21 protein-coding genes are annotated in these 21,363 nt (G+C 49.2%); 15 read left to right on the top strand and 6 right to left on the bottom strand.

Annotated features, from left to right (window positions below):
• The first annotated feature begins 354 nt into the window (after positions 1–354).
• The 4 genes from EL216_RS01635 (at position 355) to recR (ending at position 3,422) form a co-directional block, all read left to right on the top strand.
• Positions 355–621, top strand: a complete 267-nt coding sequence (locus EL216_RS01635) for a FeoA family protein (RefSeq protein WP_085389744.1) — start codon at positions 355–357, stop codon at positions 619–621.
• A gap of 67 nt (positions 622–688) precedes the next feature.
• Positions 689–2,551: a ferrous iron transporter B gene (feoB, locus tag EL216_RS01630; protein ID WP_085389743.1), complete on the top strand. Its 1,863-nt coding sequence runs from the start codon at positions 689–691 to the stop codon at positions 2,549–2,551.
• Entirely contained in the window at positions 2,551–2,697 is a 147-nt protein-coding gene (locus EL216_RS01625) for a FeoB-associated Cys-rich membrane protein (RefSeq protein ID WP_085389742.1), read from the top strand. Before feoB ends, EL216_RS01625 begins: the two co-directional genes overlap by 1 nt.
• A gap of 119 nt (positions 2,698–2,816) precedes the next feature.
• Positions 2,817–3,422 carry a recombination mediator RecR gene (gene recR / locus EL216_RS01620; RefSeq protein WP_085389741.1) on the top strand — a complete coding sequence of 202 codons (606 nt, stop codon included), beginning with the start codon at positions 2,817–2,819 and terminating at the stop codon, positions 3,420–3,422.
• Between the two features lie 72 nt (positions 3,423–3,494).
• Here recR and EL216_RS01615 read toward each other — a convergent pair whose 3' ends face one another.
• The gene (locus EL216_RS01615) at positions 3,495–4,838 is read right to left on the bottom strand and encodes a DEAD/DEAH box helicase (protein WP_085389740.1); all 1,344 of its coding nucleotides are present in this window, start codon (positions 4,836–4,838) and stop codon (positions 3,495–3,497) included.
• A gap of 362 nt (positions 4,839–5,200) precedes the next feature.
• Here EL216_RS01615 and EL216_RS01610 point away from each other — a divergent pair, with 362 nt between their 5' ends.
• The 6 genes from EL216_RS01610 (at position 5,201) to EL216_RS01585 (ending at position 9,940) form a co-directional block, all read left to right on the top strand.
• Positions 5,201–5,602, top strand: coding sequence for a hypothetical protein (locus EL216_RS01610; protein ID WP_085389738.1), 402 nt, complete (start codon positions 5,201–5,203; stop codon positions 5,600–5,602).
• 31 nt (positions 5,603–5,633) lie between these two features.
• On the top strand, positions 5,634–6,581 hold the full coding sequence (locus EL216_RS01605) for a class I SAM-dependent methyltransferase (protein ID WP_085389737.1): 948 nt from the start codon (positions 5,634–5,636) through the stop codon (positions 6,579–6,581).
• Between the two features lie 47 nt (positions 6,582–6,628).
• Entirely contained in the window at positions 6,629–6,856 is a 228-nt protein-coding gene (locus EL216_RS01600; RefSeq protein ID WP_085389921.1) for a methionine-binding protein, read from the top strand.
• 68 nt (positions 6,857–6,924) lie between these two features.
• Positions 6,925–7,446, top strand: coding sequence for a ricin-type beta-trefoil lectin domain protein (locus tag EL216_RS01595; RefSeq protein WP_085389736.1), 522 nt, complete (start codon positions 6,925–6,927; stop codon positions 7,444–7,446).
• A 69-nt stretch (positions 7,447–7,515) separates the two neighbouring features.
• Complete coding sequence (locus EL216_RS01590) at positions 7,516–8,781, top strand: GntP family permease (RefSeq protein ID WP_085389735.1); 1,266 nt, start codon at positions 7,516–7,518, stop codon at positions 8,779–8,781.
• 16 nt (positions 8,782–8,797) lie between these two features.
• Positions 8,798–9,940, top strand: a complete 1,143-nt coding sequence (locus EL216_RS01585) for a glycerate kinase (RefSeq protein ID WP_085389734.1) — start codon at positions 8,798–8,800, stop codon at positions 9,938–9,940.
• A gap of 117 nt (positions 9,941–10,057) precedes the next feature.
• On the opposite strand, the gene EL216_RS01580 is transcribed toward EL216_RS01585, so the two are convergent.
• Both EL216_RS01580 and EL216_RS01575 read right to left on the bottom strand, forming a co-directional pair.
• Entirely contained in the window at positions 10,058–11,356 is a 1,299-nt protein-coding gene (locus EL216_RS01580; protein WP_085389733.1) for an adenylosuccinate synthase, read from the bottom strand.
• A 3-nt stretch (positions 11,357–11,359) separates the two neighbouring features.
• On the bottom strand, positions 11,360–12,526 hold the full coding sequence (locus tag EL216_RS01575) for an ATP phosphoribosyltransferase regulatory subunit (RefSeq protein WP_085389732.1): 1,167 nt from the start codon (positions 12,524–12,526) through the stop codon (positions 11,360–11,362).
• A gap of 478 nt (positions 12,527–13,004) precedes the next feature.
• Here EL216_RS01575 and EL216_RS11460 point away from each other — a divergent pair, with 478 nt between their 5' ends.
• Together EL216_RS11460 and EL216_RS01565 are read left to right on the top strand one after the other, a co-directional pair.
• Positions 13,005–13,139, top strand: a complete 135-nt coding sequence (locus EL216_RS11460) for a DUF3149 domain-containing protein (protein ID WP_085389731.1) — start codon at positions 13,005–13,007, stop codon at positions 13,137–13,139.
• Positions 13,140–13,834: 695 nt separating this feature from the next.
• A complete protein-coding gene (locus EL216_RS01565; RefSeq protein WP_085389730.1) occupies positions 13,835–14,119 on the top strand; it encodes a hypothetical protein in 285 nt (94 codons plus the stop codon).
• A gap of 65 nt (positions 14,120–14,184) precedes the next feature.
• Here the strand turns inward: EL216_RS01565 and yfaE are convergent, their stop codons facing one another.
• From yfaE to nrdA, 3 genes are all read right to left on the bottom strand, one after another.
• Positions 14,185–14,496 carry a class I ribonucleotide reductase maintenance protein YfaE gene (yfaE, locus tag EL216_RS01560; RefSeq protein ID WP_085389729.1) on the bottom strand — a complete coding sequence of 104 codons (312 nt, stop codon included), beginning with the start codon at positions 14,494–14,496 and terminating at the stop codon, positions 14,185–14,187.
• An 81-nt stretch (positions 14,497–14,577) separates the two neighbouring features.
• Positions 14,578–15,711: a class Ia ribonucleoside-diphosphate reductase subunit beta gene (gene nrdB / locus EL216_RS01555; protein WP_085389728.1), complete on the bottom strand. Its 1,134-nt coding sequence runs from the start codon at positions 15,709–15,711 to the stop codon at positions 14,578–14,580.
• A 292-nt stretch (positions 15,712–16,003) separates the two neighbouring features.
• On the bottom strand, positions 16,004–18,283 hold the full coding sequence (nrdA, locus tag EL216_RS01550; protein ID WP_085389727.1) for a class 1a ribonucleoside-diphosphate reductase subunit alpha: 2,280 nt from the start codon (positions 18,281–18,283) through the stop codon (positions 16,004–16,006).
• Between the two features lie 759 nt (positions 18,284–19,042).
• On the opposite strand from nrdA, the gene EL216_RS01545 reads away from it, so the two are divergent.
• The 3 genes from EL216_RS01545 (at position 19,043) to EL216_RS01535 (ending at position 21,291) form a co-directional block, all read left to right on the top strand.
• Positions 19,043–19,402 carry a hypothetical protein gene (locus EL216_RS01545; RefSeq protein WP_085389726.1) on the top strand — a complete coding sequence of 120 codons (360 nt, stop codon included), beginning with the start codon at positions 19,043–19,045 and terminating at the stop codon, positions 19,400–19,402.
• 66 nt (positions 19,403–19,468) lie between these two features.
• Positions 19,469–20,440: a class 1 fructose-bisphosphatase gene (locus EL216_RS01540; RefSeq protein ID WP_085389725.1), complete on the top strand. Its 972-nt coding sequence runs from the start codon at positions 19,469–19,471 to the stop codon at positions 20,438–20,440.
• A gap of 116 nt (positions 20,441–20,556) precedes the next feature.
• Positions 20,557–21,291: an ankyrin repeat domain-containing protein gene (locus tag EL216_RS01535; protein ID WP_107879071.1), complete on the top strand. Its 735-nt coding sequence runs from the start codon at positions 20,557–20,559 to the stop codon at positions 21,289–21,291.
• Positions 21,292–21,363 lie beyond the last annotated feature (72 nt).

Below are 21,363 nucleotides of genomic sequence, written 5' to 3'. Positions count from 1 at the left end.
AATTGCGAGACAACCGGAATTAAAGTGCCGCCCTACTCTGCCGTGAAGCGCTCTGTTAACGCCAGCCTCTCCTCCTGACATCCGTAAACATTATTATTCAAGGTTCCCGGCGGTTTCGAAAAACAACCGCATACATGACTTAGCTCAAAAAAACGCCAAATAACCTCTAAAGGCCGTCTGAAAAAATTTTCAGACGGCCTTCATCCGATTGCAGCCCTGCATGAAAAAGACTAACATAAATAACAGATAGATATAAATAAAAACCAATACTATTTCATACTTTAAAAACGATATCACGTCTTAAACTCAACTTCATGTTTGTCAAAACAACACAATAAAGAAGGCAGGTTTATTATGTCCGTAGTGCCACTATCCCAACTGCGCAGAGGTGCCCGAGCGCATATCGATTCGATTAATCCCAACCCTTTATTCGGCGAGCTTGATCCGGTTGTCAGCCGCCGTTTGGCCGATTTAGGCTTCTCAAACGGTATGCCCTTAACCGTTATTGCTGTCGGTTTGCTCGGTAAAGGCCCTTATGCGGTGAGACTGGGCAACCAATCACAATTTTCCCTGCGTCAGGCAGAAGCTCAGAAAATCCTCTGCCACGTTATAGCCGATTGAATTCGGATGAATAAAAATATTTTCAGACGGCCTTGGGCAACTGAAGTCTGTCTATGGGAGATTTCAAATGGATTTGAGTTACTTTGCACTCGTAGGCTTGCCGAACTGCGGCAAGACCGTCCTCTTTAACGGGCTTACCGGTTCGAACGCCAAGGTTGCCAACTACCCCGGGGTAACGGTAGATCAGCGCGAAGGCGTTTTTCTCGACGATAAAAGCATTCACATCATCGACCTGCCCGGCACATACAGTTTGCGTACGACCAGTATCGACGAAACCGTGGCCCGCGATGTTGCCATCGGCAAACTCGGCCACCGCCCCGATGCGATTATCGCCGTAGCCGACGCAACCAATCTGCGCATGACTCTGCGCATGCTTCTCGAATTGAAAACCTTGAACCTGCCGATGATCGTTTCGCTAAACATGAGCGACGTGGCCCGTTCGCGCGGCCTGAAAATCGACGCGGCAAAATTGAGCGAATTGTTGGGCGTGCCGGTGCTCGAAACAGCCGCCGTCCGCAGCGACAGCATTCGCGCCGTACGCGAAGCCGTTGCCAAACTGCCGCGCCACAATACCCATCCGCTGGATTCGGACGTTGCCTTGAAAAATTTGGAAGCTCTCGACAGTAACGAGCTGTATGCCGAAGCAGAAAAAATACTCAAGCAAGTCGTCCGCACCGAAATGAATATGCCGGAGTGGCACCGCCGCTTAGATGCGCTGGTGTTGCACCGCTTTTGGGGTATCGTCATTCTTTTCATCATATTGCTTTTGATTTTCCAAGCTGTTTATTCATGGGCCGAACCGTTGATGGATATGATAGAAGGTGCGTTCGGTTCGCTGGGAGAATGGGTAGCGGCCACTCTGCCGGAAGGCGTGCTGCAAGATTTGCTGGTAAACGGTGTAATCGCAGGTATCGGCAGCGTGTTGGTGTTTCTGCCGCAAATCGCGATTTTGTTCGCCTTCATTCTGCTATTGGAAGACTCGGGTTATCTGCCTCGCGCCGCTTTCCTGTTGGATAATCTGCTCGCGAAAAGCGGTTTGTCGGGTAGGGCTTTTATTCCGCTCTTATCCAGTTTTGCCTGTGCCGTACCTGCGGTGATGTCGGCGCGCACGATTCAAGACCCGCGCGAACGCTTGGTTACGATTGCCATCGCTCCCATGCTGACCTGCTCCGCACGCCTGCCGGTTTACGCATTGATTATTGCCGCCGTGATTCCGCAACAAACCGTTTGGGGGATATTCAACCTGCAAGGATTAACCTTATTCGGCCTGTATGTTGCCGGTATCGCATCAGCCGGATTAACCGCATATGTGATGAAACTGTTTGCACGTCGCAAAGGTAAGGTGCAGTACTTCCCCCTGTTGATGGAACTGCCCACTTTCCGTATGCCGAACTTCAAACACATTATTATCAGCTTGTGGGATCGGGTAAAAGCATTCTTAGTGCGTGCCGGTACGGTGATTTTTGCAATGAGCGTTGTATTATGGGTATTGGTCAGCTTTCCAGCCGCTCCCGAAGGTGCGGCAGGTGCGGCGATTGATTATAGTTTCGCAGGCAAGATCGGCCATTTTATACAGCCTCTGTTTGCTCCGTTGGGCTTCACTTGGGAAATGTGTATCGCCATGATTCCGGGTATGGCCGCACGCGAAGTGGTGGTTGCCGCGCTCGGCACGGTTTATGCCGTAGGAGCCGGTTCCGAAGAAGCCGTTGAAAGTGCCTTGATTCCTCTGGTACACAATAATTGGGGCCTGCCGACCGCTTTCGCTTTCTTGGCCTGGTATATATACGCCCCGATGTGTTTGGCCACGCTCGCCGTAATTAAGCGTGAAACAAAATCCGCTTACCACACCCTGATGATTACTGCCTACTTATTCGTATTGGCCTATATCTTTGCTTTTGCAGTTTACCAAATCACTTCGAGGATTTTTTAATGGAACAATATATTATTGTCGGCACCATTGTTTCCCTATGCATTCTGTATCTGCTGCGTAAATTTGTTTTCAAACCCAAATCGGCGCGTAGCAATGCATGCAGCGGTTGCGACCGTTGCAGCGGCAAGAGCGGTGGTTGCCACTGAACGTTTGAGTATTGCGAAGAGGCCGTCTGAAAACATTTGGCCGGATCCACGGTTTTCAGACGGCCTGTTATATTCTTCGGCTATAATGCCGCTTTGTCTTAATCAGGCCGTCTGAAAACATGTCCAAGAAGCCCGACGCTTTCAACCGTTTAATCAATGCCTTGAAAATCCTGCCCAACGTCGGCCCCAAATCCGCCCAGCGCATGGCTTACCAGCTTTTGCAGCACAACCGCGACGGCGCGCAGGAATTGTCCGCCGCTCTGCAAAACGCCCTCAAACACGTGCAACATTGCGCCCACTGCAACACGTTTTGCGAAACAGAGCTTTGCGATATTTGCGCCGACGGCGAACGGGATTTCCGCCGCCTGATGATTGTACACATGCCCGCCGACGTAGCCGGCATGGAAGCAGCCAACTGCCACGACGGTTTGTATTTTGTGCTCATGGGGCAGGTAAACCCCGTTCAAGGCATGGGTCTAAACCATATCGCCTTGGAAAAACTGGTGGCACGCCTGCAAAACAGTGATGTGGAAGAAATCATCATCGCCACCAATTTCACTGCAGAAGGCGATGCCACCGCCTATGTGCTGGCGGAGCTGTTTAAAAATCTGCCCTATAAAGTGAGCCGCCTCGCCCGTGGTATCCCGCTGGGCGGAGAATTGGAATATGTAGATGCAGGCACATTGGCGCAGGCTGTTTACGAACGCCGCCTGCTGAAAGAATAACGCATACATACGAAAAGGCCGTCTGAAAATACTGTTCAAACAGTTTTTCAGACGGCCTTTGCCTATTTGAAATCAGCCCCGCTTCGGCGCACGCTCCGTTTTACCGAAACCGCCCTTGCCTGCCGGTTTTTTCTTTCCTTTAAAACCTTCGCCTTTGGGTTTGCCGCTGCCGAACTTTTTATCGCCGAATTTCTTGTCGCCGAACTTGCGGTCTCCTTTTGCACCCCAGCCGCCTTTGCCCTTGGGCTTGCCTGTGCCGGCTTTACTGCGTTTGCGCGTCGGCTCCATGCCTTCGACAGTCATTTCGGGCAGTTTGCGGCCGATGTATTTCTCTATTTTGTGCACTTTAACGTATTCGTTCACTTCCGCAAACGTAACCGCCAAACCGGTTCGCCCTGCACGACCGGTACGGCCGATACGGTGAACATAATCTTCGGCCTGTTTCGGCAAATCATAATTAATAACGTGCGTAATAGTCGGCACATCAATACCACGGGCGGCCACATCGGTGGCCACCAGAATTTTACAGCGGCCTTTGCGCAAATCCATCAGCGTGCGGTTACGCCAACCCTGAGGCATATCACCGTGCAGACAGTTGGCGGCAAAACCTTTTTCATACAGATCGTCGGCCAATTGTTCGCTCATCACTTTGGTCGAAGTGAAAATCACGCATTGGTCGATATTGGCATCACGCAAAATGTGATCCAACAAGCGGTTCTTGTGACGCATATCGTCGCAATACAAAAGCTGCTCTTCGATTTTTCCCTGATCGTCCACCCGCTCGATTTCAATCACTTCGGGGTTTTTAGTCAGTTTGCGTGCCAATTTGCCGACTGCGCCGTCCCAAGTAGCGGAAAATAACAGGGTTTGGCGGTCTTCCGGAGTGGCGGCCACGATGGTTTCGATGTCGTCGATAAAGCCCATATCAAGCATGCGGTCGGCTTCGTCGAGCACCAGTACTTCCAAGCGGTCGAAGTCCACTTTACCGCTCTCCATCAAATCCATCAAACGGCCCGGCGTGGCCACGATTAAGTCCACAGGTTTGCCCAAAGCACGGATTTGATAACTAAAAGACGCACCGCCGACAATGCTCACGGTGCGGAACCATTTCATATTCTGGGCATAAATCTGGGCGTTTTTTTCCACTTGCGCGGCAAGTTCGCGGGTGGGTGTCAACACCAACGCGCGCGGGCCTTTGCCCGGTTTTTCACTGCGTTTGATCAGGCGTTGCAGAGTGGGCAGCAGAAAAGCGGCGGTTTTACCCGAACCGGTTTGTGCCGAAGCCATGATGTCGCGCTGTGCCAAAGCATGTGGCACGGCTTGTATTTGAATCGGTGTAGGTGATTCGTAACCGGCGCTGTTCAAAGCGGATAAGATGTTTTTATCGAGGTTTAAATCGGTAAATTTTACAGACATGGTTTTCCAAAACAGACAACAAAACCTTCTGCCCGAAGAATTTTTTCAGGCAGCCTTGAAGCAACGGAAAACGTATTTATGGCAAAGAATTACGCAAGGTCGTCGCAAGCTCTCGGGCTTGTGGTTAACATCGACAACAACCTGCAAAATATGCTTAATATTCAGTAAAATAAGCAATCGGAAAGCTGTTTGGATCAGCTTGGATGAAAGTTGGCTGAAGACGATGGCTTCAAAAAAGATAAGGGGCGGATAATAAAGATTTACCGCAAAATGGTCAAGCATGAAAGGGTTAAGTACGGTAAAATGACCGATTTGTAATCTCGGAAATCTGCAATGCGTTGTCCCCAAAGGAATATTCCGATATGAATCGTTTCAAATATATTTTTTCCCTTTTATTTTCCGGCGCAATCATACTGTTATTAAACGGGTGCAGCGGGTCGGAAACCTACCGCGGCACTTGGAAGGCTATGGATACGAATAATGTTCCGATGGAAATTGTGTTTGAAGAAAAACAGTTTACTTTGTCGGATCTGCAAAAAAATACAAAGAAAACCTACCGGTACAGCCAAAACACAATCCAATACGAAAACGGTAAGCACCGGTATGGAATTCAGGTGGAGAATGGTGCCAGTTTCAGCATCGCCTTCCCTTTTCAAAACGATGAGGAACGCGCCATGCTGATTGCTCCCGACAACACCGTGGTTATGACGCTGGACAGAACCAAGCATCTGCCTTTGAAAGATTTTTGGCAACTCAACCGATAGCTTATAGAAGGCTGTCTGAAAGCAAAGCATCATGACCGACATCACTTCTTTTGCCAACCGTTTAGGCAAAAACATTAAGCATTATCTGAAATGGGCGCGCCGCAACCACATCGAAGCCTGGCGTATGTATGACCGAGATATCCCGCAATTTCCTTTCGCCATAGATATATACGGTGATCAGATTCACTTGCAAGAATACGATACCGGCTGGCTGATGCAACCCGAAGAATACGAAGCGTGGCTGGCCGACGTGCTGGAGGCGATTTCGTTCGTTACCGGATTCGCTCCCGAGCAAATTCATTTCAAACGCCGCGAACGCCAAAAGGGGGCACAGCAGTACGAAAAAACCGGCAAACAGGGCGAAGATTTCATCATCACGGAAAACGGGCGCAAATTTTGGGTAAACTTGGATAAATACCTCGATACCGGCCTGTTTCTTGATCACCGCAATACCCGTAAGAGAGTTGGCGAGATGGCTTCGGGCAAGCGTTTTCTTAATCTTTTTTCCTACACCGGCAGCTTTACCGTTTATGCAGCCACAGGTGGTGCGGTAAGCAGCGAGACTGTTGATTTATCCAATACCTATCTTGATTGGGCAAAACGCAATTTTGAATTGAACCAAATAGATACCAACCGACACCAAATCGTAAGGGCCGATGTTTTCCAATATCTTCAGACGGCCTTAAAACAAAACAAGCAATTTGATTTGATTGTGATGGATCCGCCGAGTTTTTCCAACAGCAAAAAAATGCTCGATATTCTTGATGTCCAACGCGACCATGTGCACCTGATTGATGGCGCAATGAATTTACTGGCTGCTGACGGCCTTTTGTTTTTCTCCAACAATCTGCGCAGTTTTGAACTGGATGGAAAAATATCAACGGAATATTCGGTAAAAGATGTTTCCAAACAATCGGTTCCAGAAGATTTCCGCAATAAGAAAATCCATCAGTGCTGGGAAATACGGCACAAGCGCTGATTTTCAGACGGCCTTTTCTGTTTGCTTTTGGGAGAATTTTAAAAACAGTGAAAACCATACCGTTAACCATAATAAGCCTGTTGCTGCTTGGCGGCTGCGTTTATGCAGAAACTCCGGACGGGCGTATCGCAATACTGGATTTGCCCGTACAAAATGAAACTACCGTCAACAAAAACGTTACGATCAATGCTCCGCCCGGTACAACGGTGATTTACCAAGAGGCCCAACCTGTATCGACGGTTTATCCGCGCCCTCGCCGCTATTACCGCTATTAACGGTTTTCAGGCGGCCCCAACCGGTTTGGAGGCCGTCTGAAAACCAGTTTTATCAGAAAGGAGCAATCATGAAATTGCAAAGTATTCTATTGATTCCGGCACTATTACTCGGAGGCTGTCTTTATGTAGGGCCGGACGGTTATCCCCGCGTCGATATAGACGACCGTTATCCCGACCACCGCCCCGATGACCGCAGAGACGACGACCGTTCTTCCCGCTTTCCGCAAGGCAGAACGGTGCTCATCGAAACCGACAGCGGCAAATGTCTCGACCGCGGCCGCGGTTCTTACAAAGGTCTCATCAGTTACGATTGCCACGGCGAAAACAACCAACGGTTTACCATGTCGAACCGCAGCATCCGCGTGGAAGGCTTGTGTTTGGATGTGGCTAACGAAAAAGACGGCGACGGTGCGGAAGTTATCGCTTATAAATGCCACGGCGGCCTCAACCAGCAATGGTATCGCGACGGTTACACCATCCGCAGCCGCATGAACGGAAAATGCTTGGATGCAGGCAAATACGGCAACCAAGTACGCATGCACCGTTGCGACGGCAGCCGCGACCAAGATTTCTACCTTATCAGACGTTAATTTTCAGATGGCCTCTTTATATTTAGAGGCCGTTAATATTTTGACCGACCAACCGATTTACCCTTCATCATGACCGATATTTCCATTTCCGCATTCGGTGCCACTACCGCACTGCTTCTCGCCATCTTTTTGATATTGAAAAAAGTTTCTCCTGCTTACGGCATGATGCTGGGCGCACTTATCGGAGGTTTGGCCGGCGGTGCAAGTTTGGGCGAAACCGTCGGACTGATGATACAGGGTGCACAAGGCATTACTACGGCAGTGATGCGGATTCTCGCGGCGGGCGTATTGGCCGGCGTACTGATTGAGTCTGGTGCCGCAACCGTTATTGCCGAAACCATCGTGAAAAAACTCGGCGAATCCCGTGCGTTACTGGCGTTGGCCTTAGCTGCAATGATGCTTACCGCCGTCGGCGTTTTTGTCGATGTGGCGGTCATTACCACCGCTCCGGTGGCGCTGGCATTAGCCAAACGCATCAACCTTTCCAAACCGGCGGTGCTGTTGGCAATGATTGGCGGCGGCAAAGCAGGAAACATTATTTCGCCGAATCCGAATGCGATTGCCGCTGCCGATGCTTTCAATATTCCGCTTACTTCCGTGATGACGGCCGGTATGGTTCCCGCCGTTTTCGGGTTGGTACTTACCTATTTCTTAGCCAAACATTTGAAAAATAAGGGAAGCTATGTTCAAGACGATACCGCCGATGCAGAAAACACCGATAACCGGCCGTCTTTCGCCGCAGCCGTTTCCGCCCCGCTTATGGCCATTTTTCTGCTTGCTTTGCGTCCGCTGGCCGGTATTTCCATCGACCCGTTGATTGCTCTGCCCGCCGGCGGTTTGGTCGGTTTATTGCTGATGGGTAAAATCAAACACGGCAACCGCTATGCCGCCAGCGGTTTGGGCAAAATGGCTCCGGTAGCGGTAATGTTGCTTGGTACCGGCGCATTGGCAGGCATCATTGCCCATTCGGGTTTGAAAAATCTCCTGATTGACAGCCTAACCGCCTCCGGCCTGCCTTCCTACCTGCTTGCGCCTGTTTCCGGCATTTTAATGTCGCTGGCAACCGCCTCGACCACCGCAGGCACGGCAGTGGCTTCCGGTGTATTCGGCAGCACATTAATCGAACTGGGCGTAAGCAGCATCGCCGGTGCCGCCATGATTCATGCCGGAGCAACCGTGCTCGACCACATGCCGCACGGTTCGTTTTTCCATGCCACGGGAGGCAGCGTGTATATGAATATGAAAGAACGGTTGCTGCTGATTCCGTATGAAAGTTTGGTCGGTTTGTTGATGACCATTGTTTCAACGCTGATGTTCGGCGTATTTAATCTTTAATTTTTCAGACGGCCTTATGAAAATCGTTATCGCCCCCGACTCCTTCAAAGAAAGCCTTTCCGCCTTGCAAGCCGCCGAAGCCATTGAAGCAGGCTTTAGAAAAGTGCTGCCGGATGCCGAATATGTGAAAGTACCGATGGCGGACGGCGGCGAAGGCACGGTGCAATCGTTAGTGGATGCTACTCAAGGCCGTTTGGTGGAAACGGAAGTTACCGCCCCTTTGGGGAATCCGGTCAAAGCGGCGTTAGGCATCTCCGGCGACGGGCAAACCGCTATCATCGAAATGGCCGCCGCCTCAGGTTTGCATTTGGTGCCGTCTTCCCAACGCAATCCCTTGAAAACCACCAGCTACGGCACAGGGGAACTTATTCAGGCCGCCTTAAAACATGGGATTGATAAGATTATTCTAGGCATAGGCGGAAGCGCCACCAACGACGGCGGTGCCGGAATGCTTCAAGCTTTGGGTGTAAAGTTGCTTGATGAAAAAAACCGTGCCATCGGCTTCGGCGGCGGCAATCTGCATCGACTTGCTCGCATTGATTTGGCCGAATCGGAAGGCCGTCTGAAAAACATCACCATCGAAGTGGCCTGTGATGTGGATAATCCTTTATGCGGCAGTTTCGGAGCTTCGTCCGTATTCGGCCCGCAAAAAGGCGCAACGCCCCAAATGGTGGCTGATTTAGACCGTGCCTTGCACCACTTTGCCAAAATCGTCAAACGCGACACGGACACAGACATCCTCACCCCTGCCGGTGCAGGCGCGGCTGGCGGCATGGGCGGCGGTTTATTGGTCTTGCCCAATGTGGTTTTGAAGTCAGGTGTGCAAATCGTTATGGAAACCGTGAAACTTGCCGAAATTTTCCGCGACGCCGACTTGGTTATCACCGGTGAAGGCCGTATGGATGGCCAAAGCATTCGCGGCAAAACCCCGATCGGCGTAGCTAAAACCGCCAAAATATACGGCAAGCCTGTTGTCGCTTTGGTCGGTTGTTTGGGTGACGGTTACGAAGCAGTATACGGATACGGAATCGATGCCGTATTCCCGACTCTCCGCAATAGCGGCAGCTTGGCCGATGCTTTGGCAAACGGCTATGAAAATTTACTTTCTGCCGCACAAAATGCAGCCAGATTATATTGTTTGGCTAAGCAAAATTGCTGATATAGCGAAATTCCGATAACCGATATAAAGACAACAAACTGCAAACAAATAAACGAGGCCGTCTGAAAACTTGGTTTCAGACGGCCTCGTTATGACTTAGTTATCGCTCACATGCTATTAAGCAAACGGGTGCTGTAACACAATAGTTTCTTCACGGTCGGGGCCGGTGGAAACAATCGCTACCGGCGCGCCGCACACTTCTTCAATACGTTTCAAATACGCTTTGGCATTGGCGGGCAATTTGTCGAACTCTTTCACGCCGAAAGTGGATTCCGTCCAACCCGGCATGGTTTCGTAAATCGGCGTACAACCCGCTACGGCATCTGCACCGAAAGGCAGGATGTCGGTTTTGCTGCCGTCGGGCAGTTGGTAGCCGGTACAGATTTTGATTTCTTCAATGCCGTCCATCACATCCAGTTTGGTGATACACATGCCGGAAATACCGTTTACTTGAATAGAACGCTTCAGGGCGGCGGCATCGAACCAACCGCAGCGGCGGGCACGACCGGTTACCGAGCCGAATTCATGGCCGCGCTCGGCCAATCCTGCGCCGATGTCGTCGAACAGTTCGGTCGGGAACGGGCCTGAGCCGACACGGGTGGTGTAGGCTTTCACGATACCCAACACATAATTCAACATTTGCGGCGGCACACCGGCTCCGGCGGAAGCGGCTCCGGCCAAGCAGTTGGAAGAGGTAACAAACGGATAAGTGCCGTAGTCGATATCCAGCAAAGTGCCTTGCGCACCTTCAAACAGCAGTTTTTCGCCTTTTTGGTTTTTTTCATACAAGGTGCGCGATACATCGCTGATCATCGGTTTGATTCGGCTTGAGAATTTTTCAACCACAGCCAGCACGTCTTCGAATCTTACCGGCTCGGCTTTATGCAGGTGCTGCAACTGAATATTGTAGTATTCGATATTGGCCTGCAATTTGGTTTTCAGTTTTTCGATGTCGAACAGGTCAACCATGCGGATGGCGCGGCGGGCGACTTTGTCTTCGTAAGCAGGTCCGATACCGCGGCCGGTTGTGCCGATTTTACCGCTGCCGCGCGAGGCTTCGCGGGCTTGGTCAAGCGCGATGTGGTAAGGCAGAATCAAGGTGGCGGTAGGAGCAATTTTCAGACGGCCTTCTACGTTTTTCACGCCCGCCGCATTCAATTCGTCAATCTCACCCAGCAAGGCTTCGGGGCTGACCACTACGCCCGAGCCGATAAAGCATTCCAGTTTTTCGTGCAAAATACCGCTCGGAATCAGACGCAGAATGGTTTTTTTACCGCCGACAACCAAGGTATGACCTGCATTGTGTCCGCCCTGAAAACGCACCACGCCCGAAGTTTCTTCGGCCAGCCAGTCTACGATTTTACCTTTGCCTTCGTCGCCCCATTGTGCGCCGATAACCACTACGTTTTTAGCCATAACTCAAACCTGTTCCATTTCTGTTTCAATAACTTTCCATTCGCCGTCCTGTTTTTTCAGACGGCGCGTCGTATTCTTCGTGCCATTGTGTTCAACACCGTAATCGATCACCACGCAATAGCCTTCGGCGCGGAGTTGCTCAACTGCACTGCACGCCTTGGCCATATCCTGATGCGCCACGGCGATAAACTGCGTTTGCTCGCTCTGCGGCAAGCGCCCGATAAACATCCGCAAATCAAAGCTGAAACCCGTGGCAGGACGGGCGCGGCCGAAATATTGACCCAAACCGTCGTAACGCCCGCCGCGTGCAACGGCATCGTGGCAGTCGCTGCCGTATGCGGCATACAGCAAACCGGTGTGATAATTGTCTACCCGTAGTTCAGCCAAATCGATATGGATTTGCCGACCGGGGAAAGCATCGCAAACGGCCTGCAATTCGTCTAATGCTTTGCCGACCGCAAACAAATCGGGCAAACGGTTACGCGCTTCCTGCAATACTTCCCGCCCGCCATACAGTGTGGGCAGCAAGGCAAAGGCTTTGGCCCACATTCCGTCAAGCTGCCAGCCATCGACCTGAGCGCGCACGGCTGCGGCATCTTTATCTTGCATCAAGGCCAACAGCTGTTCCGACTGCTGCTCACTCAAACCGGCCGCATCCGCCAGCGCACGAAACACGCCGATATGCCCGAGCGAAAGCAGAATCTCGCCGAACTCGGCAACCGATACGCTTTTCAGCATTAAATCAATCAATTCGATATCGGCGGCCACTCCGGCAAAGCCGTAGAGTTCCGCACCCACCTGCAAAGGTTCGCGGGTGTTCAAAAAACCGTCCGGACGGGCATGCAGCACCGAGCCTGCGTAACACAAGCGGTTAATGCCGTTGTTGGCCGACAAAAGATGGGCATCGATACGCGCCACCTGCGGCGTGATGTCGGCACGGATACCGAGCTGCCTGCCGCTGAGTTGATCGACGACGCGGATGGTTTTCAGCGACAAACCCGCGTCGATACGGGTAAGCAGAGAGTGGCTGTATTCCATCAGGGGCGGATGCACCAATTCATATCCGTGTACACGGAATAAAGCCAACAGCTTTTCCCGCGCACTTTCGAGCTGGCGCGCGGTCGAAGGCAAAATGTCGGCGATGTGTTCGGGTAGCTGCCAAGACTGCATGAAACTCTTTCCGTAAACATGATGAAGGCTGTTTAAGCTTAAAATCGGGCAGATAGTTTCTATACTGCATTTACATCTTACCGGATTTTAAATTTAAACAGCCCTTTATGGCAGTCCAAACTGCCGAGTTATTAAAATCTGACTTTAACATAAAAAAACAATTAGTGCAGTCTGTTTTTTGATGAAGGTATTGCCAATTAATTTGTGTGCTTTTGAAGATAGAAAAAATAACTTTAACCAGAATCGAATTGCGGTAAGCAATAGAGAAAGGTAATACGGCAAAGCCCAACCATATAGTGAGGAAAGGCAACGATAGTGAGGAAAGGCAACGTGGTGACGAACTGGTTTCTTTAATCTGCATATTTGCAAAATTATACGGAAAAGTTATTAACTTTGACTTGAATCAAAGCTGCATATCTGATTTTGTCCAATAATCGCACCTAAATAATTTCAAAATCAAAATTAAGGGAACACATTGATGGAACTTTTAAACGAATTATTTAAATCGCCCATCGGTATTTTGTCTTTCATAACCATCATGTTTGTAATGGTTATTGCTACATTTTTATTTTTCTGGGTTAAGAAACAAACCGATAAAAACCCTGAAAACTGATTTATTTTTTATTTTCATTGTTTTATCTCTTTCCTCTTGATGTGTGTGTGTTTGGGTGTGGCCGTGTGCCACCCCCTTTTTTTACCACAACAATACAAAACTGTTTCGTTATTATGAGATACCGTCTAAAACATTTTCAGACGGCCTCTCGAATTAGTTAAACAATACGTCTATATCACCTTTCCAGCACCTTCCTCGATTTTCAATCGCACTTGCGCAAACATATGCCTCACACCCTGCCACCATTACAGAAAGCTTTAAGCAATAGCCGACATTACTTGAAAATTAAAAAATAGTCTATATCACATGCCCACACACGTATGGCAACTTTATCCAGCTTAAAATGGATAATTCTTGCTAAAGCCATTTTATCCAAAAGACGATACGACACTATTTATATAAGTGCTAATAAAGCAACTTGAAAATGATGCCATAATATCGACCGAAACGGAGCATCATTTGCCGAAAGATAAAAAATAAGTGCAATCAGATTCACAAAAAACTCCCATTGTTTTCAAACGGAAGTTTTTTTCTTAACTACTTACAAATAAATTTGTCGATTAAAAATAATGTAAAACAAAACCTACTTACAACACATCCCCGTAAAAACCGTGCCAATACTTGCACATAGGCACTTTTAACCCTATTCTGCCCTTAATGGCACATTGATTGTGCTGTATATAAAGGAAACAACCATGAAAAAAACCAAATTCTTTGCTTTATTTGCCGTTACAGCCCTCGCTATGGGAGCAAACGCTTATGCAGCTAAAGAAATCAAAGTAGCTTCTAATAACACACCATACACACAAGATAATGTGCAGAAAATCGCTGCCACTGCAGTCAGCATGGGTGTAAAAGAACCTGTGTCTTTAAACTTAACCGGTGCCAATCTGACTGTATCCGGCGATAATTCCACCAAATGCACCTTTAAAGTAGGCGACGGTGATACTCCTAAAATCCAAGGCGTAAACTGTAAGTAAGCTTTTTATATTTACTAATGAAGAGAGGCCGTCTGAAAATTTTCAGACGGCCTCTCTTCATCAACTCAATCAGTTTGTGTTTGATCTTCAAATAAATCTACATCAAACAAATCAGGTTCAGGGGAACGAATATGACAATCTATCTCTATTGCCTCAGAAACACGACAACAACAGGGCAGTATCTCGTTAGGCCCGATAAATGCCAACGGGAAATGATCATAATCCACACGGCCCGATAAAATGTGAACGCGACAGGAACCGCAATACCCGCTACGGCATTGGTATTCAACTTCATGCCCCGTCCGCTCTAAGCCTTCCAAAAGAGTTTCCCCCTCTTTCAGTTCAAAAGCAGTATCTCGGGTAGTAATCAAAGCCATGCTGACTGTCCGGTAAAAATCAATCAAGCCGTCTGAAGTACAGAAACGCCTGCACTTTCAGACGGCCTGACAAATGTGTTTTTACAGCTCAAAATCACCCAAATCGTCGGCGCTCACTTCGGCATCAATCTGGCCGATTAGGTAAGAGCTGATTTCCACTTCCTGCGGTGCCACCTGAACATTATCGGACGATAACCACGCGTTGATCCACGGAATCGGGTTTTGCCCCGAGCCTTCAAAAGCAGGCTTCAGCCCGACTGCCGCCATGCGCAGATTGGTAATGTATTCAACATACTGGCTTAAAATTTCCTTATTCAAGCCGATCATCGAGCCGTCTTTAAACAGATATTCCGCCCACTCTTTTTCCTGAGTGGCCGCCGTTTTAAACAACTCGAAACATTCCTGTTCCAATTCGGCGGCAATCTCGGCCATTTCAGGATCATCCACACCGCTGCGCATCAGGTTCAACATATGCTGCGTGCTGGTTAAGTGCAAGGCTTCATCACGCGCAATTAGCTTGATGATTTTTGCATTGCCTTCCATCAATTCGCGCTCGGCAAAAGCGAACGAACAGGCAAACGACACATAAAAACGGATCGCCTCCAGCACATTCACGCACATCAGGCACAGATACAGTTTCTTTTTCAGCTCGCGCTTGTTAACCGTAACCACCTTGCCGTTCACCCGGTGCTCGCCCTCGCCCAACAGATTGTAGTATTGGGTATATTCAATCAAATCATCGTAATAGCAGGCGATATCTTCCGCACGGGCAATAATGTATTCGTTATCGACAATATCATCGAACACCAACGATGGGTCGTTCACAATATTGCGGATAATGTGCGTATAGCTGCGCGAGTGGATGGTTTCCGAAAACGACCACGTTTCAATCCACGTTTCCAACTCCGGAATCGACACCAATGGCAGCAAAGCCACATTCGGGCTGCGGCCCTGAATCGAATCCAACAGCGTTTGGTATTTCAGGTTACTGATGAAAATATGCTTTTCATGCTCGGGCAGATTCTGGTAATCGATACGGTCGCGCGACACGTCGATTTCTTCCGGCCGCCAAAAGAAAGACAGTTGTTTTTCAATCAGCTTTTCAAAAATTTCGTATTTTTGTTGGTCATAACGGGCAACATTCACAGGTTGGCCGAAAAACATCGGCTCCAGCAAAGCATCGTTTTTTGCTTTGCTGAATGTGCTGTATGACATGACTAGGTGTTCGCAGGACATGAATCTTCTCTTAATTTATTTAATTATTAAATTATTGCTTGCTTGTATATTTAATTGATGCTTCATTTCACTTAAATTCAAAAGTCTCTGTAGCCGAAAAAATAAAAGTAAAAATATAACTAAAACCCGAAACAAAGTCTTACACAGAATTTTGAATATTTTAGGATTTGAACACACTGTTTTTTTAAAGATCAGAGCTTTATTGCCTCAAGTAAAGACCTTCAAAAATGAAAGCCTTATATACATAAGCAACTTTAAGACTCTATTTCAATTAAATCTTACAAGCCCCACCCGCGCAGCCGTCATCCTGCAAGTCAGTCTGCGTATCGTCCGCTCCGTCGCGGGTGTTATGGTAATACAGGGTTTTCAAGCCGAATTTATAGGCGGTGAGCAAATCTTTCAGCAGTTGCTTCATCGGTACGCGGCCGCCTTCGAAGCGTTGCGGGTCGTAGCTGGTATTGGCGGAAATGGCTTGGTCGACAAACTTCTGCATAATGCCGACAAGTTTCAAATAACCGTCGTTGGAAGGCATTTGCCACAGCAGTTCGTATTGGTTTTTCAGACGGCCGAATTCAGGCACCACTTGTTTCAGAATACCGTCTTTCGAGGCTTTTACAGATACCAAACCGCGCGGCGGTTCGATGCCGTTGGTGGCGTTGGCGATCTGCGAGCTGGTTTCAGACGGCATCAAGGCGGTTAAGGTTGAATTGCGCAGGCCGTGCTTCACGATGTCGGCACGCAGGCTTTCCCAATCGAGATGCAGCGGCTCTTGGCAGATGGCATCCAAATCTTTTTTGTAGGTATCAATCGGCAGCTTGCCTTGCGCGTAAGTGGTTTCGTTGAACAGCGGGCATGCACCGAATTCTTTGGCAAGTTCCACCGAGGCTTTGAGCAAGTAGTATTGGATGGCTTCAAAGGTGCGGTGGGTTAAAGGGATAGCGGAATCGTCGCTGTATTTCACACCGTTTTTGGCCAAATAGTAGGCGTAGTTAATCACGCCGATGCCGAGGGTGCGGCGGTTCATGGTGGCAACTTTGGCCGCTTTAACGGGGTAATCCTGATAATCCAACAAGGCATCGAGTGCGCGGACGGCGAGATCGGCCAAGCCTTCGAGTTCATCCAAACTTTCCAACGCGCCCAAGTTGAATGCCGACAGGGTGCACAAGGCGATTTCGCCGTTTTCATCGTTAATGTCGTTTAACGGCTTGGTCGGCAAGGCAATTTCCAAGCACAGGTTGGATTGGCGCACGGGCGCAACTTTGGGATCAAACGGGCTGTGCGTGTTGCAATGATCGACGTTTTGAATGTAGATGCGGCCGGTGCCGGCGCGTTCCTGCATCATCAATGAAAACAGTTCGGTTGCAGGCAGCGAACGTTTGCGGATATTCGGATCTTGCTCGTATTGGGTGTACAAACGCTCGAACTGGTCTTGATCGGCAAAAAACGCTTCGTACAAACCGGGTACTTCGTTGGGCGAGAACAAAGTAATGTTGCCGCCTTTAATCAGGCGGGTATAAAGCAGACGGTTGATTTGCACGCCGTAGTCGAGATGGCGCACACGGTTGTCTTCTACGCCGCGGTTGTTTTTCAGCACCAACAGGCTTTCCACTTCGATGTGCCACAGCGGGTAAAACAGAGTAGCCGCACCGCCGCGCACGCCGCCTTGCGAACAAGACTTAACCGCAGCTTGGAACATTTTGAAAAACGGAATACAGCCGGTGTGTTGCGCTTCGCCGCCGCGGATTTCGCTGCCCAAGCCGCGGATACGGCCTGCGTTGATGCCGATACCGGCACGTTGGGAAACGTATTTCACAATCGCGCTGGTGGTGGCGTTGATGCTGTCGAGGCTGTCGTCGCACTCGATCAACACGCAGCTTGAAAATTGGCGGGTCGGCGTGCGCACGCCTGACATAATCGGCGTAGGCAGGGAAATTTTGAAGGTGGAAACGGCATCGTAAAAGCGTTTCACATAATCCAAACGGGTGGCTTTCGGATATTTGGCAAACAGGCACATGGCCACCAAAATATACAGAAACTGCGGCGTTTCGTAGATTTGGCGGGTAACGCGGTTTTGCACCAGATATTTGCCTTCAAGCTGCTTGACCGCGCCGTAAGAGAAAGTCATATCGCGCTCGTGGTCGAGATAATCGTTCAGTTCTTCAAACTCTTCACGGCTGTAATCGGCCAGAATGTGGCGGTCGTATTTGCCCGCTTCGGTAAGTTTGGAAACGTGGTCGAACAGGTGCGGCGGCTCGAATTCGCCGTATGCAATTTTGCGTAAATGGAAAATCGCCAAGCGTGCGGCGAGATATTGGTAATCGGGCGTATCTTGTGAAATTAAATCGGCCGCCGCTTTAATGATGGTTTCATGGATATCGTCGGTACGGATGCCGTTGTAAAACTGGATGTGCGATTTCAGCTCGACCTGAGAAACCGAAACATTGTCCAAACCCTCTGCCGCCCAGTTGATGACGCGGTGGATTTTGTCCAAATTAATATCTTCCAAACGACCGTCGCGTTTGGTTACTTTCAGGTTGTTTGCTGCGTTCATCTATTTCACCTTAAGAATTTCTTAAAACACAAGATACAGTAGCACTGCGACAATTCGGGCACAATATACTGTATTTTTGATTGAGCTTCCAGACTTGACAAAGTTGGGGAAAAGAAGTTCTCTCACACTGTTCCAACAGGCAAAAACATAAGGCATATGCTTATCCAAAGCCGCTTAAGCAAAGAAAATTCAGCCTTTCTAAGCGCACGGTTCTGCACACAATATTAGGGCGGAATCCACCCGCGCATAACACCCATTTTGCATAACAAAAAAGCATTTTTGTTGGGAAAACATCATCATCAAACTTCAAATCAGACATTTGAAGCCGGCTCGGAAAACAGTAAGCATAATAATGTTAATTATTGTAAATTCTTATCATGATGTAAACATTGTTATTTTTTCAACACTTCATTACAGGAACAACTTTATTACTGTCCCGTACTGCAAAACAAACTCCGACCGGCCTTCTCCCGCCCCGTTTTTTCTTTTCCGATAACGGGATTGCCACTGCCTACAATAAAACTAAAACCTTGTATATCCAGCATATTTCTCTTTTAAATTGCCACACGGCATTTTTTTATTTTGTGATTTAAACTGAACTGCTTTTTCTAAAAGGCCGTCTGAAAAAACAAGCGGTAGCGTGGGTTTCAAACCGCCTTCCCATATAGAAACCGGTGCTGATTTGCTTTACAATCCCCCGACCGTTTACCTGCTTTTCCTAACCCCGGGCATACGCCCGCCCGAAACGGAACCCAATCCATGCATAAAAAACGTTTCAATCTACCCGCCCTACTGCTCCTCTCCGCCCTGCTCTCGGCTTGCGGCGGGCAGCAACAGCAAACCGAACAACCTTCGAAAAACCAAACCGATTCCGCATTCCGCACCGAATTTATGGCTTCGTTCACCAAGCAATGCATCAACAGCATTCCCAAAGAAGCAGCCGTTTCGGAGCAAACCGCCCAAGAATTCTGCGCGTGCGCTGCAAGCAAAGCCGTGGAAACGGTTACTCCCGAAGACATGACCCGAATGATGGCCGGAGACCAAGGCAAAAAAGAAATAGAAAAGCGTGTCGAGCGTGCGGTCGAGCCTTGCAAAACACTCTTGAAACGCACTTCTTGAAATAAAACCCGACAGGCCGTCTGAAATATTTTTAAGACGGCCTCCATCACTTGAAGCGAGAACATCATGACTACTTTTTCTAAATTCTTACCGCAACACCTGCAACAAAACGCCCTTCCCGAAAACTTGGGCGGCGTGCTCGAATCGATTGTTGCCGCCTGTGCGAAAATCAACAGCCAAGTGCGCCAAGGGGCGCTGGCCGGTATTTTGGGCGAAGCGGGTACGGGGAATGTGCAGGGGGAAGACCAAAAAAAACTGGATGTTATCGCCAACGATATTCTGATTGACACCCTGAAAGCAGAGCCCGCCGTGGCAGGTTTGGCCAGCGAAGAAGAAGACACTTTTGTGGCCTGCAACGAAAACGGCAGCTATCTGGTGCTGTTCGATCCGCTCGACGGTTCGTCCAATATCGACGTAAACATTTCCGTCGGCACCATTTTCTCGATTTTGGCCAAGCCCGAAGGCGCGCTAACTACCGAATCGTTTCTGCAAAAAGGCAGCGAACAGGTAGGCAGCGGTTATGTGCTTTACGGCCCGCAAACCCAGTTGGTGTTTACTGTGAAACACGGCGTGTTTGTGTTTACCCTGGGTTCAGACGGCCAATTCGTTCAAACGCAAGCCCATCCGAAAGTGCCGGAGCAAACCAAAGAATTTGCCATCAATATGTCGAACCAACGCCATTGGTTCCCGCCCGTGCAGCAATACATTGCCGAGCTGCTCGCAGGCGATACCGGCGTGCGCGGCAAAAACTACAATATGCGCTGGGTGGCCTCGATGGTGGCCGAAATCCACCGCATTCTGATGCGCGGCGGCGTGTTTATGTATCCGCAAGACAAACGCGATCCGGCCAAACCTGGCAAACTGCGCCTGATGTACGAAGCCAACCCCTTGAGCCTGATTTTGGAACAGGCTGGCGGCACGGGAAGCAATACCGTTCAAAACATGCTCGATATCCGACCCGAAGGCCTGCACCAGCGCGTATCAGTGGTGATGGGCAGCCGTGAAGAAGTAGAATATGTAAATAAATTGCACCGTTGATTAAGGTTTATTTAAATATCTTGAGGCCGTCTGAAACAAAAGGTAAAGTTTCGGGCGGTCTTTATGTATCGTATTATATGATTTTTTTCTCTATTCGATTTTTCAAAGGAACCTTTATGTCCATTCAAAAATTTATTCCCGCCGCTCTGCTTGCGGCTGCGTTCGTTTTACCCGTTACCGCTTCGGCTGCGCCCGCTGCCAAAGGCAAATTCCGTTACAGCATGGCCGAAATGCAGGATATCGCCAATCCGAAAAAACTTTCATGGCGCATTTTCTATGACAAACCTTCCGAAGGCCCCGATGCCGAATGGTTTGATGCCGTGAAACAAGGCAACTTGGCCAAAGTGAAAAAAATGGTGGCCAAAGGCCAAAACCTCGAAGCCAAAGACGAAGCCAGCTTGGGTCAAACCGCGCTCGGCTGGGCGGCGTTTATCGGCTATGAAGACATGGTGGATTACCTGATCGCCCAAGGTGCCGATTTGAACGCTACCGACCGCGGCGACGTGTACAACGTGCTCAAATCGGCGGTATTGGGCAAAAACACCAAAATCGTGCGCAAAGTGTATGCCAAACTGAAAGACAAAACCGATTTGAACGACCAAACCGTTGAAAGCGACGGCGAAACGCTGCTGATGGTGGCCGCCAGCAACAACCGCATCGAAACGGTGAAATATCTGCTTTCACTCGGTGCAAACCCGAACTTGGTAACCACCCAAACCAACAAATCCGCCGGTTCGTACAACCAAAGCGCACTCTCTTACGCCTGCACCCGCGGGCATAAAGAAATGCAGGCGTTGCTGATTTCCAAAGGTGCCATCAACCACCGCACCGGCAAATCAAGCTGCGAGTAATACTTTTGCCTGCTGAGAGGCCGTCTGAAAAAACGATTTCAGACGGCCTTTTTGTATATGCAGCAAACCCCG

It is taken from the genome of Neisseria animaloris, from assembly GCF_900637855.1.
Taxonomy (GTDB): Bacteria; Pseudomonadota; Gammaproteobacteria; order Burkholderiales; family Neisseriaceae; genus Neisseria; species Neisseria animaloris.
Note: the sequence above shows the minus strand (reverse complement) of the source record. Positions and strands in the feature narration are given on the sequence as shown.